The sequence below is a fragment of the Apibacter sp. HY039 genome (assembly GCF_004023655.1).
Taxonomy (GTDB): domain Bacteria; phylum Bacteroidota; class Bacteroidia; order Flavobacteriales; family Weeksellaceae; genus Apibacter; species Apibacter raozihei.
This window is the reverse complement of the sequence record NZ_SAYM01000002.1, coordinates 170149-184782: the sequence shown is the minus strand read 5'-3', so window position 1 is coordinate 184782 and position 14634 is coordinate 170149. Positions and strand designations below refer to the sequence as shown.

Sequence of the window (14634 nt, the reverse complement as noted above, 5' to 3'; positions counted from 1 at the left end):
AATTAAAAAAACAAAAAAACAGTTTGCACAACAAACTGTTTTTTTGAAATAAAAGACGTTATAAAATCTATTTTTTAATAATTTTATAACTGTCGTTACTTGTTTTAACCCAATAAATACCTTGAGCTAAATGGGAAATATTAATCATGTTTTTTCCAGTGGTAAGGTATTGTTCATAGACTTGTTGTCCATTAACTGAAAAAATCTTCAGATTTTCATTTTTGGACACATCAATAAAGAAATAATCAGTACATGGATTAGGATAAATGGTAAGTTCCTTTTTTATTTGAATTTCCTCACTAGATAAAGTGGTGGGAACATTTATAATCATAGCATGTCGGGCTATCTTGCCATTTGAATTAAATACAATTTCAATCTCAGCATTACCAGGTTTAAGTGGAGTAAGAACCAATTCATCTTCTTTATTTACTGAAGCTTCCAGAATCTGCTCATTGGTAATATAATTAACAGACTTAACAATTGCTGCATCTAAATTGTCTGAATCAGTTGCCATATTCTTTAAATCAATATGAATCGTATTTTTAAGTTCGTTAATGGTTTGTGATAACTGGCTGTTTATAAGTGGTGAATAATTATCGGGAAAAACAGTAATTGCCGGAAACCAGTAATAATCTGTAAGTGAAAACGTATGTACTAAGTCACCTTGGTCAGAAACCATGTGTACCCAATTTTTTTGGTAATGTGCACCCCAACCGGACTCAGTGGCAGTAATAATCAGACGGTTACTTACAGGGTCAACTCGTAGTGCAGAACCATAGAAAATCTGCTTATAAGTTCCTTCTTGTCCCGGCAAAGTGAAAAAAGAAGTATTCAATACCTTAGCATCTATATCATATTTACTAATGGTAGAGCCACCTCCGAAAGTTCCGCTGTTCGTCCAGTATAAAACATTGTTTTGAATGCTTGAACACAAACTGCCGGCATTCCAGGCTCCCCAGGAACCGCTGATAGATGTACCGGATAAAGGAATTTCTTCAGTGGTAAATGTTACCGGGTTTATCTTTACAAGTTTGCTGCCTGCACCTGCCCACACATCTCCGTTTTTAGATTGAACAATTGTTGTATAGCTTCCCGAAAGAGTTTTTACAACAGAATTGTTTGATGGATCAATAATTATGATTCCCGTATTTTGTTTTACTGCAAATACGTATTGAGAAGTTCGTATCATATTCCCTACCTGTGAACCATTACTTCCTTCAATAAGATCTCCTAAAGACATTTCTTGTAGGTTTAAAATATAGATACCATTAGAAGTCGCAATATAACCTTTAGATTCATCAACTCCTACAAAAGATCTCCCATCAGCTGGCAGGGTTAGTTCCGCTTTTTTCAAAAGGTTTTTTGAATCTGAAATCACTATTTTTTTACCGGAATAATCCCCTTTACCCTCTTGTTTGGAAACAAAATAAAACTGATCTCCATATATAGTGGCAAACTGGGTGGTTGTTCCTAGTGTATAGAGATTTTCATTTGCTGATTTATAGGCGTTATAAGTAAACTCGCCCTGATCGTTTAAAAAATTTACAGAGCCGTTATCATGCCCGAACCAGCCTTCATTAATTATAAATATTCCTTTTGAATAATCCTGAGAGTAACTTATTACCAAAAAGAAGATGAAAGCAAAAAAGGATAAATGTTTTTTCATTAAATTATATTAGTTATTATTATTGTTGTTGTTATTTTATATGAAGATCGTAAGCTCCGGTAACTTCCGTTGAAACCTCTCCTAAATTTCCGGCTTCCTGATTGACGCCTGTATAAACCTTTATAAAATCAATACCGGGTAAACTCACTTTATTTCCGTATTTATCTACCGCCCAGTCTATATCAATATTCGAAGCATCATCGTCGTTGGGTACATTATCAGCATATCCAAATTCATAAGATTTTCCTATCCAGTTAGTACCATTTCCGCTAAGATCGTAATAATTATCCTGTAGCTTGGTTCCTGTATATGTTAAAGATGACGAATTAACCCATTCAGGGTAATAGCTTTGTGAATGAAATTGATTTTTTGTTTTAAAACCCTTATTTCCCTGATTATCCATCCATTTTATGTAAGTTGGATTTACCTCAGCCGTTTCAGGCTTTTGTGGCTGATAATATGTCAGAGAATAGTTCTTAATAGTTTCTTGTTTATAATATTCACTACCAGCTATTTCAAACCAATCATCATCCGGAATACCATTCTTATTTTTATCATAAGAAACCATTATAATACCGGGCTCACTACTTCCACCTCTTTCATTCGGTAGAGCATTACTCCAGAAGGCATTACCTAAAACTTTAAAATCTTTTTTTCCTTTTATATTAATTATAGTATGGTCAAAACCAAAAATAACATAACCGCCAAATCCACCTAAACTAATCATTCCGGGATTGGGACCTGTTAATGTCTGGTCTGCTTTTTTTATCATAGTTTCCCTTGAATCACCAGCTATCCATTCAGGTAAAGTATTAGTAAATTGGCCAACAGCAGGAAAAAAATCATATACTTTTGAAATATAACGACTGTAAGACGGCGTTTCTAAAGTTACATAAATGTATATTTGTTTAGTAAAGACATCATTTCCCCGAGTAATTTTTAAAATTACAGGATATACTCCTGTATACAAAGCAAGAAATTCCAACTGTTGATTTTTAATATTAACAGAGTCCTTTAGGGTAGTTTTGCTTTGAATAATCCATTCAAATGTGGTAGGGGATTCGGCCGTTGATTGTGGGGATAGAGTCAACAATTTTAATCTATTAACACTGTAGCTGTCATTAATTCCAATGTTTTCTGTTTGTTCCGTATCCGAAGAATCATCACCAGAGCAGCTAATAGTAGAAGCTAAAAGTAAAGTAAAATTAAAAATATAAATAATTTTTTTCATAGGCTATTTTTTTAAGTTTTTAGGTAAAAAGGCAAAATGTCCGGGAATATCTCCGGTAACGGCTTTCCATTTTAAATAACCAAATTTATCAAAGCAATAAATTGTTCCGGGACTTACATAATTTTTAGCATCAGTTATAAAGATATCTCCATTATCGGAATTTATCGTTATGCCATAAGGGACAGTTATCTGGCTTTCTATATTATTTTTGATAAATTGGTCAGAAATTATTTTTTGAGTATTTATATCAATGATACCATAAGTTTTAATTTTATCTTTTGTACTCCATTGGTAACTAAAAAAATAAATTTTATCGTCTATAAAAGCCATATCAGAAATTGGAATATCTAATTTTTTTTCAACGTTGTCCGTTTCGGGGTCAATAATAAAAGTCTTAGAAGGAATATCGTTGTAGTTTCCGCGAGAAGTAACCCAAAGTTTATTATTTTTATCTTTTTTTATTTTCCATAAATTAATATCCACTTCTATTTTTTTTATTTCTTTAAAAGTAGAAAGATCGATGACAGAAACAGTGTGATCATAGTCAGGAGCACGATAACCTCCGGAATTGGCTACGTATAATTTATTATTAGCTATAGCCATCTCTTCTGGTTGGTAACCCACTGTTTCTTTTGAAATTATCTCAAAAGTAGCAGTGTCTACTTTGGCTATATACCCCAACTGGGCGTTAGGATCCATTCCTACAGGCCCTGCATACGATGAGATGTATGCATACCCTTTATCAAATATTATATAACGGCAATTAGGAATTTTAATTTCTGCTATATGTGTTGCATTTTTCGCATTCATTACTTCAACGTAATTAGATACGTTGATAACTGCATATAGTTTAGAACCATATATTTGAATATCATTGCCTACATCTCCTAAATTTCCAACTACTGAAGGATTAGCTTTTCCATAAATATTTTTTGAGTAAGTTCCTTTAGTATAATCGAAATAATCTATAGATGCTTTATTATAGCCCATATTTCCTTCATTAAGAATATATAATCCATCCGTATTAATATCTTCAGGAGTAGTGATACGGTCGTTTTCAGGTTCCAATGCCGAAATTTCATCATTGTGACATGAATAGAAAACGAAAAGGGATAAACAAAGTATCCCTACGTTTTTTATATAATTAGTTTTCATGGAAACTATTTAGTTAAGAAAGCGAAATGTCCCGGTATAACTCCTGTCTGATTTTCAGATAATAAAGTTCCGCTTGAATTGAATCGGTACAATTTACCTGGTGAATAATAATTGGTTGCATCTGCAATAAATATATCACCATTTTTAGGGTTGATAGTTATACCATAAGGAGTTTTAATTTCAGATTGTGTGGATTCATCCAAAAAGCGATCAGCAATTTTTATTTGAGTAGTAATATCAATCACCCCATATTGATTAGTTGATGTACTGCCCACCCATTCGGTACCATAGTAATAAAGTTTATCCTGATAAAAAGCCATATCACTTACCGTAATATTAAAAGTTTTTATTATTTCATCATTTTCCGGAGATAAAACAGACAAACCGGGTGCATTGCCTCTAGATGAAATCCATACCTTATTATTTTTATCGGTTCTCACTCTCCACAAATTAGGAGCAACCACTTTACGCTGAGTTTCCGTAAAGGTATTTAAATCAATAATAGATACAGTATTATCTAAATCATCCTGTGTATATCCTCCTGAGTTAGCTACATATAATTTATTATTGGCAATAGCCATTTCTTCCGGCTGATAACCCACGGCAACTTCATTAACTATAGATAAGTCGGCAGTATTTATTTTATAAACAATACCAGTTCGTTTTTGACCGGAAACAATAGGACCGTTAAATGAAGTAACATAGGCATACCCATTATTAAAGACAATGCTTCTGCAATTGTTGATTTTTATTTGTCCCAGATGTTTGGCGGTCTGGGCGTCCATAACTTCAATATAATTAGAACCGTTGATTACCGCATAGAGTTTTCCATTATATATTCGAAGATCATTACCAATATCACCCAGCTTATTTACTATATCAGGATTTACCTTTGTATAAACACTTAATGTATATTCTCCGGTATCCAGATTTAAAAAATCCAGTGAGGCGTTATTATTACCCATGGCACCTTCATTTAGAACAAATAATCCGTTGCCTAAAGTGACTGTGTCGGAAGCCTCACTCCAAATATCATCGTTATTACAGGAAATAAGACTGAATACTGCAAATAAAAGAAAAAGTAATTTTTTAAAGTTCATATTTTTAATTTATAAATTTATACGTAATGAAAGCCTGTAATTTCTTCCAGGCATAGGATAATTTCTTATAACATAATACTGTCTATCGAAAATATTATTAACTTCAGCCGCTATTTTAAACTTAAAATGATTGGCTTGAATGGTATGAGATAGAGATAAATCATGGGTATACCATTCTTTTTCGTAATTATCTGGAATATTAGCAGACATATTGTATCTTTCACCGGTGTATATAAAACTGTAATTTAAATCCCAGTTTTTAAATATCAGCCCAGCCAATAAGCTGCCACTGTTCCATGGTATATATGGAATTTGATTTTTATAATAACTATCTTTAGGTGATGTAACATCCTGTGCATCTTCATAAGTATAAACTGCTTTCAGATTAATCAACATCTCTTTCTGAATTAATACCGATGTCTGGGTAGATATTTCTATACCTTTAATACGAGTTTCACCTAAATTGATCATAGACCACCTGAAAGGCTGTATAGCCAATGCAATAATTTTATCTCTGACTTCATTATAATAGATATCGGCAGAAAATCCCCAATTTTTGACTACAGAGGAAGAAAAGTCCTGACTGTAATTAATTCCGAAATCATACTGTGTTGTATATTCTGGTTTTAAATTAGAAGTGCCGATTTCAGTATAGTATAGATCATTAAAAGTAGGTGCCCTGAATATTCTCTTATAAAAGCCATGAAGTGTAAAATCACTCTTGATAAAAGGCTTATAACTAAGAAAAAGAGTAGGAGTAAATTCATTTTTATCAGGTGAAGCCTGTGTAGATAATTTATTATTTATTTTTTCCTGAATAAATGTTCCTAAAACACTGGCCTGAAATTTCAGGCGTTTTAATTGAATATTACTAGCCAGTGCTACAAGTTCTGTGTTTCTTTCCGGGTAAGCAAATTGGTAAAGATTAGCATCCAGAGAGTTATATTGATAGTCTGCGGATAATCCTAAATCCCAAAATGGTAATAAAGAATATTTTTGAGCTAGTGAAAAATAAAATTCTTTTTGCTTATAAATATTATTTATGTATTTAGTAGACTCATCATTGCTAAGATAATGAGTATAGTCATATGCAAATTTGCTGTTTAGGAGTAGTTTGTATTTATCAGTTATTTCTTTTTCAAAAGAACCCTGAATGAAAAAATTTGTATCCCATTGTTTTTGTTTTTTTTCATATACGTTTTTAACAATAGCCGTAGGAATGCCTCTTTCAGAGTCATAAAAATAGCTTTTAAAATTCCATTTTCCGCGGTAAATATTTCCAAATATACCTGCCTCTGCTCTTATTGCATTTATGTTTCCATTTTTTCGGATTGCAGTGGTATCCCAAGCGATAGCACCTCCTGAGGTCCTCATAGTCTGACGAAATTTATATTTTCCGCTTGAATTGAGAAAGTCAATACTTAGAGAGGTACTAATAAAAGGTGAAATTTTTTGCTCCCATATAAATGAAGGATTTACAAGTGAAAATGAACCTGATCGATAACTAACTATTAAATTAGTTTTTTTATTTATTTTAAAATCAGGCTTTTTACTTTTTAAGTAAATACTTCCTGCAGTACTATAGTCTTTAGCTGTCTGAAGAATTTGACTTTTCTGACCATTGTACAACGAAATGGATTCCAGATTGTCTAATGAAAATTTTCCTAAATCAACAGTTCCGTTCTGGGCATTACCTAACTGAATTCCGTCATAAAACACACCTACGTGCTGGCTACCCATTCCTCTTATATTAACCGTTTTCATTCCGCCTATACCTCCGTAATCCTTTAACTGTACACCTGAAAAAAATCGGATAGCATCAGCAACAGTAACGCTGTTAAGTTTTTCCAATTCTTTACCGGACAACTTTTGATATGGAATTATATTATCATTTTGTTTCTTTCCTTCAATAATAATCTCAGAAATGTCTTTTTCTTCAGAATCAGTAATATTCTGGGAAAAAAGAAAAGTGGAAATAAAAATTAAGGTTATGGAAAATAATATGTTGTTATTCCTGTTCATTCGTAATTAGCTATATTTATGAAATATAAATTTGCAGCTTGGAATAAGTGAATAAACAGCAAAAGCAATACACTTTAATATTACTTAAATTGTTTACAGCTTTGTTCCTCGAAAGCTTATAAAACTATATTTCGATAGATTTGGCAGGTTTTCTGACTTTCCCCATTTAAAAGAATTGTATATGAATATAGATTCAATACATCTCTGAAATTACATAGCGAGATTACAGTAGCGGGCCTGTTCCGGATTTACACCGGATTTCCCTTTAAGTTTATATTGTTTGAAAATAAAAACAGATAAACACCAATCACTTACAAATATAAAGATTTAAATTACTTCGCCAATTATTTTTTATTAAGTAAATAAAATATCATAGATTTGAATCATGAATATCCAACTTCCTGAAAAATTGTATTACTCAATTGGAGAAGTCGCACAGGCTTTTCAGGTAAATACTTCTCTTATACGATTCTGGGAGAAGGAGTTCGATATAATTGCTCCAAAAAAAAATAAAAAAGGAGATAGATTTTTTACACCGGAAGATATAAAAAATCTTAGACTCATATATCATTTGGTTAAGGAAAAAGGGTATACTTTAGATGGGGCAAGAACCGTATTGAGTACTCAATCAAATATATCAAAAAAAATAGAAATTATTACCCGTTTACAAGCGGTTAAGGCAGAACTGATTAAGCTAAAAGATTTATTAGACGATTAAATTTAAATTTAAATAGAAAATGGAATTACCAAAATTTTTAATTGCAGACAACTCTAACTTTCCTGATGACTTGTTTGTAGTACACACAGAATATCCTCGTTTTATTTTAAACGTAGAGGAAGAAGAAGTAGAATGGTTCGATCAATTGGAAGGAGAAGAAGAAGATGTTACCAATGAGGTAAACGAATTACTTCAGCAAGCTTTTGATTTTTGCGATGCCGAAATTGATAAGTACGAAGAGGAAGATGAAAATTAATTTTTAATAAAATAAAAATGGAAAAATAAGCAGTATCACTGCTTATTTTTTTTATATTTACTATAAACAAAACATATAAATGATGAACTATAATCAAGGAATGATGATGCCCGGAACACTTGAAGGAAAAGTGGTTATAGTTACGGGAGGAGGAACGGGCTTGGGAAAATCCATGACACAATATTTTCTTACATTGGGAGCTAAAGTAGTCATTGTTTCCAGAAATTCAGATAAATTAAAAGAGACTGCTCAGCAGTTAAGAACTGAATGTAAGCAGGGTGAAATTCTTACTTATGCTTTGGATGTTAGAGAATATGAGGCTGTTGAAACTATGGTTAACTTTGTAATTGATCATTTGGGTAAAATTGATATCTTAGTAAATAACGCTGCTGGAAACTTTATATCTCCGACTGAGAGATTATCATCCAGGGCTTTTGATGTAATAATTGATATTGTGTTAAAAGGTAGTAAAAATTGTACGTTGGCAATAGGTAAATATTGGATTAAGAATAACTTGCCAGGTACCGTGTTGAGTATTGTAACTACCTACTCATGGACAGGTTCTGGTTATGTTGTCCCATCAGCAATGGCTAAAGCAGGAGTTCTAGCAATGACACGTTCTTTGGCTGTGGAATGGGGGAAATACAAGATAAGGTTTAATGCGATTGCTCCGGGTCCTTTTCCCACTAAAGGAGCCTGGGAACGGTTATTACCTGGGCATTTAAAAGAAAAATTTGATTTAACTAGTAAAAACCCATTGAAAAGAGTAGGTGAACATCAGGAATTGTCCAATTTAGCAGCTTTTCTTATTTCAGATTATTCTTCATTTATAAACGGAGAAGTTATAACTATCGATGGAGGAGAATGGCTTCAAGGTGCTGGAGAATTTAATATATTTGACCAAATTACCCCTGAAGAATGGGATGAAATAAGTATAAAACGGGAATAAATTTTATATTAATTTTTAATTTTAATCCAATTGTATAATATGTTGAACCTAAATAAAATAATTGAATAATAAATTTTAACTTTTAAATTTTTAGTAATTTTAAGAATATATTTTTTGTTGATATTATGATAAGCTTTTCTGATTAAAGACATATTCATATCATATTCGTCTTTAGAAATATTACCCTTAAGTTGCATCAATAAATTGAACATGGCAAATAAATGTCTCAGGTTATATTTTTCTAAATTATATTTTAGCTCATCATATAATTTTATATCACATAATAGTTTTTTTAGTAAAATATCAGTTTCCAGAGTTCCGATTAATCTAACAGATTGATTTTTAGTTTCAGAAAATTCATGAGGAGTGTAATAATAAGTCCCATTACAGAAACCTATGTTTTTACAATTTAATAAGATTTTTCTATCAATATATTCATCACCATTAAGAATTGCATGAGGTAAATCTCTAAAAGAAACAGATTGAAAAATTTCTCTTTTCATTATGGGTCTTAAGTGTATTTTCCAGTTTCCTATTGTCAACTTGAAAGCATCAAGACCAGAAATAGGTTGAGATAACAAAAAAGAATTATCATTTGATATTACTGTAGGAGAAACCATATCAAACACATTTTTTTCCAGTTCATTTACAGCACACTCAATAAGGTCAAGACTTATTTTGTCGTCATGATCAAATAAAAAACAATACTTCCCACTAGCTATATCCTGACCTGCGGCTCTTGCATAATGAGCAGCTCGTTCATTTTTTTTATTTATAATCTTTATTCTGGAATCTTGTTTTGAATAATTGGTTAGTATGGATAAAGTATTATCAACAGATCCGTCATTCACACATATAAATTCTATATTCGAATAGGTTTGATTAAGCAAATAGTCCATAGCATTTTTAATAAACTTTTCAGAGTTATAAAATGTTGAAATAATACTTACTAATGGTTTCATATATTTATTTTTTATAAGAAAAGATTGATGTTAACAAGTTTTTACGTAAAACAAAATTTTGAAATAGTTTGTTTATGAGATTAAAAAAATACATATTAATTATAAATAAGTAGCAGTGAATAAGTCGATTTGATTCCTAAAATATCACTGGCTGTTGTCATTGATATTTTATTCTCTTTTTTTCTTTCCAAACCAACTTAATTTAAGTAGATAAATATTTTTATCTTTCATTATTTTTAAAAGAAGATTTACGTTATTTGATTTTGTAAACCAAACATCATTTTCAGTACTAATAACATAGTTGGAACTATTTGTAACAGAATCAATCCATAGTTTAGAATGAATTTCAAAACCGTTAATTTTTTTTCCTGTTTTAGGTTTTTTTTCAATAGATTTATTTTTCTTTAAATAAGCTTCTGATTCTATTATATTAACTTCCTGATATTTAAAAAGTATATTTTTAAAATCTTTAATGTTTTTATAAATGCTGAATAAACATCTATCTGGATAATATGGTCTACTAAATGATTTTATAAGAATATCCATCTTTTATAATTTAGAATACAGTGTATGTGCTAATCCAAAAGTATTTTTGTTAAGACAGATGAAAGAGCTGATTAGCATAAATAATTTATTAGAAGAAGTACGATTGTATTTGCGGGCAATTATTTTGAAATTCATATAATCGTTTAATACCAGTGTAGCCTTTAGACCTAACTTCAGATCACTTTCTTTAGAGTTATAGTTAAGATTGTTTATTTGAATAAAGTCTTGGGGATTGAAAGAGTCATATTCATCTTTATTATTATTTTGTATTCTTTGATTATAAAATTCTATTGTTTTTAACTTAAAAAGATAGTTAATAAAATTTGAATTATTCCTTGAAAGTGAAGTTTTTAAAATTCGGTACTTAAAGAGAATTTCCTCAAAGTTCTCCATCTTTTTATTAGAAGAAAATAATCGTAAATACAAATCATAGTCCTCATGATAAAACATTTTAGATCTGTAAGTAATTTCTTCGTTCCTGAACATGATGGAAGGATGATGAAAAGGATTGCTTTTTAAATAATTACTCTTTATAACTTCTTGATTACTAGATGTTACAATTTTATCGATTATAGAGTCTTGTTCATCGATAACATAAGCATTGGCACTTATTAAGACGGTTTCAGGATTTTTTTCCAGATAATTGCACTGAATTTCTAATTTAGTTAATAACCAAATGTCATCCGCATCAAATTTCGCTATATATTTTCCTCTTGCTAGAGAAATCATATTATTTAGGTTGTCAACATATCCTTCGAAACCCCTATTTTTTTCATTTTGAATAAAGATAATTCTCTTATCTTGAAGGGTGAAATTTTGTATGATTTGTGCTGTTGAATCATTAGAATAATCATCAGTAATTAAAAATTCAAAATCGGTAAATGTTTGATTAATTACAGATTCTATTGCTTTAGCTATATACTTTTCAGCATTATAGGCAGACATAATAACAGAGACTAAAGGAGAAGACATAATTAATAGATAAAGTATTTTTAATAATTATACAAAAGTATGAATATTAATTTTAAAATAATAATTTTAAAAAAATAGTACTTTGTATTGCATAATACTAAATAATAACTATATTTGCTGTATTATTTAATTAAAAGTTTTAAATGAACACGGAAAATATTAAGGCCCAGATGCGTAAAGGTGTTTTAGAATATTGTATTCTAAGCATTATAAAAAGAGGTGATGCTTACGTATCTGACTTGATTGATGCGCTTAAAAAAGGGCAGCTTATCGTTGTTGAAGGTACACTCTATCCACTTTTGACCAGGCTTAAAAATGCTGAATTTTTAACTTATCGTTGGGAAGAATCCACTTCAGGTCCTCCAAGAAAGTATTATGCAATTACTCCCAAAGGTGAAAATTTTTTAAAAGAATTAGCTCAGACTTGGGGAGAATTAACCCACTCAGTAAATATTATAACTAAAAGTACAGATACAAAAAATCATGAATAAATCAATATCAATAAGTTTAGGTGGCAGATCTTTTTTTATTGAAGAAGATGCTTATAGTAAACTACATCAATATTTAATTGAAGTGAAAAATTCTTTGAATACGGCAGAGGATGAAACGGAAGAAATATTGAAAGATGTAGAAACACGTATTGCAGAATTATTTACTGAATGGTTAGGTATTCATAGACAAGTTATAGATGATATAGATGTAGATAAAATGATTAGTATTATGGGGACACCCGAACAATACAATTCAGAAGATGAAGGTACCGACTACTCAAACACTTCCAGTAAAGAACAAAATTCAGATCATGCAGAAAAAGGTAAATTTTATCAGAGACAATTATTTAGAGATGTTAATGATAAAATTATAGGAGGAGTTTGTAGCGGGATCTCCCATTTTTTTGGAATCCAGCCCATTTGGTTACGATTAGCGATGGTTTTATTATTATTTTTCTCAGGGTGGCTATCTGAAGGACTGGTGCCAACTATTATATTAGGATATATTGTTCTTTTAATAGTAATACCTAAGGCCAAAACAACTTCAGATAAATTGAAAATGAAAGGAAAGCCGATTAACTTTGATTCAATTAAAGAATATGTTAATAAAGAAGAATTAGTTGAGCAATCAGGGAAAATTAAAAATAATATTTCAAAAGCAAGCAATGGAATAGGACATTTTTTAGAAACTTTATTTAAACTGATAGTCAACATAATTTCCATGATTGCGGGGGTGATATGTTTGCTGATAGGCTTTTTATTATTATTTGCATATATCATCGGAACCTTGTCCGATATTTATGAAAGTAATAGTCCTTATCATCTCATGGATTTTGTGTTTGATTCACCTTGGCAGTTATACACTATGATTATTTTATGTGGCTTATTTATAGTTATCTCTTGTTTTTATTTGATATTATTCGGACTAAGATTGATAACAAGAAAAAAAATAATAAAGTTAAATATGGCTGCATCAATAACTTTACTTTTAATATGGCTTACATCGCTGATAATAACACCTGTTTTTGCCTTCTCATTTTTAGTAAGTAATTATTCAAGCAATGTAGAACGAGCAAACAAATACGTTTTGAATTTACCATCGGACACTCTAACTGTAACTATGAATTCAACGGATTTTACTTCTCCCTATATGCATAACAGGCGATTTAATGTGAACTCTATTAAAGGAATTGTATTTACTTCACAGAATATTAAAAAGAAATTATCTAATAAATTGGAAATCAGACAAAGTAATGACTCAAATGCCTACATACAAATTATAAATTCAGCTTCTGGAAAAACAGAAGCACAAGCATTGAAAAATCTTTCAGAAATTTCATACAACTATAACTCAAATAAAAATGTATTAAATCTGGATTCATATTTTTTACTTCCTAAAAATGCTAAGTTCAGAGAACAACAAATAGAACTTGTTTTATATCTGCCTAAAAATAAATATTTAAAAACTCAGAATGTAAAAAAAGTTATTTATAATGAGCATGATGAGCATAATATTTTTATAATCAATGATAATTTATCAAATAAAGTTTTTAAATTTGCTGATGATAATCTGGAATGTATTAATTGTTCCGAATTTGAAAATGAAATTTCAGATTCACAATCAGAAACTAACATCTCAATTAATAGAGATGGTATAAAAATTCGTTCAAAAAAATAATAAAACCTAAACAGATAATTATGGTACAAGTTATATTTAAAATTGTTTTAGTCGTTGTGGATTGGATAATGGCTATATTTGGCTGATTAATAAATAAAATAAAATATATAAATTTGCAAGTTCAGTTATCGTATATAGCTGAACTTTTTTAATTTAAAAATTATAAATGAAAAAAATTATAGGAAGGTTTATGTTATGGATTGCTGGCTGGAAATTCGAGTGCAGTATTCCAGTAAACGATTTTAAAAAAAGTGTCTTAGTATGTGCCCCACATACAACCAATTGGGATTTTTATTATTGTCTTGCATGCTTTTGGTCTATGGGAATACCATACCGAATTATGATTAAAGATGCTTACACTAAGCCGTGGTTTGGTTTTATTTTCAAAGAATTAGGATGTATTGGAGTTAACAGAGGTCAGCATAATAATTTAGTTGATTACTCGGCAGCGTTAATTAAAAAATCAGAATCCATGTCATTGATAAATACTCCGGAAGGTACACGTTCTCGGGCAAAAGAATGGAAAAAAGGGTTTTATTTTATAGCTAAAAGAGCAGGTGTGCCGGTAGTACTTGCTTATGCTGATTACAAAAATAAAATTGCAGGTATATCTAAAGTTATTCATATAGATGACAAAACAGTAGAAGAAGTTTTTAATGAAATTGAAGGTTTTTATAAACCTGAGATGGCAAAATATCCGGATAACTATAACCCGCAAATCTATATTAGAAAAGAATAAAAAAAGAGGCTTAAAAGAAGCCTCTTTTTTTTATTTTAAAGTGGTAAATATTAAAATACATACTTAACCCCTAAGTTAATATCATTAAAGTTTAATTCAAAAAGAATCATCATTATGTTTTGTTCCGTCTGGATTAAATGTTCCGTATC

14 protein-coding genes and 1 riboswitch are annotated in these 14634 nt (G+C 30.3%); of the genes, 6 read left to right on the top strand and 8 right to left on the bottom strand.

Annotated features, from left to right (window positions below; translation table 11 throughout):
- Positions 1–67: 67 nt before the first annotated feature.
- The 5 genes from EQ921_RS04900 to EQ921_RS04880 are packed head-to-tail and all read right to left on the bottom strand — an operon-like array spanning position 68 to position 7174.
- The gene (locus EQ921_RS04900) at positions 68–1666 is read right to left on the bottom strand and encodes a DUF5074 domain-containing protein (RefSeq protein WP_128330811.1); all 1599 of its coding nucleotides are present in this window, start codon (positions 1664–1666) and stop codon (positions 68–70) included.
- Positions 1667–1697: 31 nt separating this feature from the next.
- Positions 1698–2897 (bottom strand): cell surface protein, encoded by a 1200-nt coding sequence (locus EQ921_RS04895; protein WP_128330810.1) that lies wholly within the window; start codon positions 2895–2897, stop codon positions 1698–1700.
- Between the two features lie 3 nt (positions 2898–2900).
- A complete protein-coding gene (locus tag EQ921_RS04890; protein ID WP_221410469.1) occupies positions 2901–4052 on the bottom strand; it encodes a YncE family protein in 1152 nt (383 codons plus the stop codon).
- 5 nt (positions 4053–4057) lie between these two features.
- The gene (locus EQ921_RS04885) at positions 4058–5152 is read right to left on the bottom strand and encodes a YncE family protein (protein ID WP_128153068.1); all 1095 of its coding nucleotides are present in this window, start codon (positions 5150–5152) and stop codon (positions 4058–4060) included.
- A gap of 9 nt (positions 5153–5161) precedes the next feature.
- Complete coding sequence (locus EQ921_RS04880) at positions 5162–7174, bottom strand: TonB-dependent receptor (protein WP_128330809.1); 2013 nt, start codon at positions 7172–7174, stop codon at positions 5162–5164.
- A gap of 124 nt (positions 7175–7298) precedes the next feature.
- A riboswitch (cobalamin riboswitch) is annotated at positions 7299–7497 on the bottom strand.
- A 62-nt stretch (positions 7498–7559) separates the two neighbouring features.
- Between EQ921_RS04880 and EQ921_RS04875 the strand changes: the two genes are divergently transcribed.
- From EQ921_RS04875 to EQ921_RS04865, 3 genes are all read left to right on the top strand, one after another.
- Entirely contained in the window at positions 7560–7892 is a 333-nt protein-coding gene (locus EQ921_RS04875) for a MerR family transcriptional regulator (RefSeq protein ID WP_128153066.1), read from the top strand.
- A 19-nt stretch (positions 7893–7911) separates the two neighbouring features.
- Positions 7912–8148 (top strand): hypothetical protein, encoded by a 237-nt coding sequence (locus EQ921_RS04870; protein ID WP_128153065.1) that lies wholly within the window; start codon positions 7912–7914, stop codon positions 8146–8148.
- Between the two features lie 82 nt (positions 8149–8230).
- On the top strand, positions 8231–9097 hold the full coding sequence (locus EQ921_RS04865) for an SDR family oxidoreductase (protein WP_128331158.1): 867 nt from the start codon (positions 8231–8233) through the stop codon (positions 9095–9097).
- An 8-nt stretch (positions 9098–9105) separates the two neighbouring features.
- Here EQ921_RS04865 and EQ921_RS04860 read toward each other — a convergent pair whose 3' ends face one another.
- The 3 genes from EQ921_RS04860 to EQ921_RS04850 form a co-directional block, all read right to left on the bottom strand.
- Positions 9106–10059, bottom strand: coding sequence for a glycosyltransferase family 2 protein (locus EQ921_RS04860; protein WP_128330808.1), 954 nt, complete (start codon positions 10057–10059; stop codon positions 9106–9108).
- 168 nt (positions 10060–10227) lie between these two features.
- Entirely contained in the window at positions 10228–10605 is a 378-nt protein-coding gene (locus tag EQ921_RS04855; RefSeq protein ID WP_128330807.1) for a hypothetical protein, read from the bottom strand.
- A gap of 3 nt (positions 10606–10608) precedes the next feature.
- Positions 10609–11577 (bottom strand): glycosyltransferase, encoded by a 969-nt coding sequence (locus EQ921_RS04850; protein ID WP_128330806.1) that lies wholly within the window; start codon positions 11575–11577, stop codon positions 10609–10611.
- A gap of 143 nt (positions 11578–11720) precedes the next feature.
- Between EQ921_RS04850 and EQ921_RS04845 the strand changes: the two genes are divergently transcribed.
- The 3 genes from EQ921_RS04845 to EQ921_RS04835 all read left to right on the top strand — a co-directional run bounded on the left by EQ921_RS04845 (position 11721) and on the right by EQ921_RS04835 (position 14485).
- Positions 11721–12068, top strand: a complete 348-nt coding sequence (locus tag EQ921_RS04845; protein WP_128153062.1) for a PadR family transcriptional regulator — start codon at positions 11721–11723, stop codon at positions 12066–12068.
- A complete protein-coding gene (locus EQ921_RS04840; protein ID WP_128330805.1) occupies positions 12061–13746 on the top strand; it encodes a PspC domain-containing protein in 1686 nt (561 codons plus the stop codon). The genes EQ921_RS04845 and EQ921_RS04840 overlap by 8 nt, the downstream gene beginning before the upstream one ends.
- Before the next feature lie 166 nt (positions 13747–13912).
- Positions 13913–14485 (top strand): 1-acyl-sn-glycerol-3-phosphate acyltransferase, encoded by a 573-nt coding sequence (locus tag EQ921_RS04835; RefSeq protein ID WP_128330804.1) that lies wholly within the window; start codon positions 13913–13915, stop codon positions 14483–14485.
- Positions 14486–14634: the final 149 nt, after the last annotated feature.

Coding starts and splice junctions, on each gene's coding strand:
- EQ921_RS04850 (WP_128330806.1), bottom strand. CDS start 11,577: ATGTCTTCTCCTTTAGTCTCTGTTATTATGTCTGCCTATAATGCTGAA.
- EQ921_RS04865 (WP_128331158.1), top strand. CDS start 8,231: ATGAACTATAATCAAGGAATGATGATGCCCGGAACACTTGAAGGAAAA.
- EQ921_RS04890 (WP_221410469.1), bottom strand. CDS start 4,052: ATGAAAACTAATTATATAAAAAACGTAGGGATACTTTGTTTATCCCTT.
- EQ921_RS04885 (WP_128153068.1), bottom strand. CDS start 5,152: ATGAACTTTAAAAAATTACTTTTTCTTTTATTTGCAGTATTCAGTCTT.
- EQ921_RS04840 (WP_128330805.1), top strand. CDS start 12,061: ATGAATAAATCAATATCAATAAGTTTAGGTGGCAGATCTTTTTTTATT.
- EQ921_RS04870 (WP_128153065.1), top strand. CDS start 7,912: ATGGAATTACCAAAATTTTTAATTGCAGACAACTCTAACTTTCCTGAT.
- EQ921_RS04855 (WP_128330807.1), bottom strand. CDS start 10,605: ATGGATATTCTTATAAAATCATTTAGTAGACCATATTATCCAGATAGA.
- EQ921_RS04880 (WP_128330809.1), bottom strand. CDS start 7,174: ATGAACAGGAATAACAACATATTATTTTCCATAACCTTAATTTTTATT.
- EQ921_RS04875 (WP_128153066.1), top strand. CDS start 7,560: ATGAATATCCAACTTCCTGAAAAATTGTATTACTCAATTGGAGAAGTC.
- EQ921_RS04860 (WP_128330808.1), bottom strand. CDS start 10,059: ATGAAACCATTAGTAAGTATTATTTCAACATTTTATAACTCTGAAAAG.
- EQ921_RS04895 (WP_128330810.1), bottom strand. CDS start 2,897: ATGAAAAAAATTATTTATATTTTTAATTTTACTTTACTTTTAGCTTCT.
- EQ921_RS04900 (WP_128330811.1), bottom strand. CDS start 1,666: ATGAAAAAACATTTATCCTTTTTTGCTTTCATCTTCTTTTTGGTAATA.
- EQ921_RS04835 (WP_128330804.1), top strand. CDS start 13,913: ATGAAAAAAATTATAGGAAGGTTTATGTTATGGATTGCTGGCTGGAAA.
- EQ921_RS04845 (WP_128153062.1), top strand. CDS start 11,721: ATGAACACGGAAAATATTAAGGCCCAGATGCGTAAAGGTGTTTTAGAA.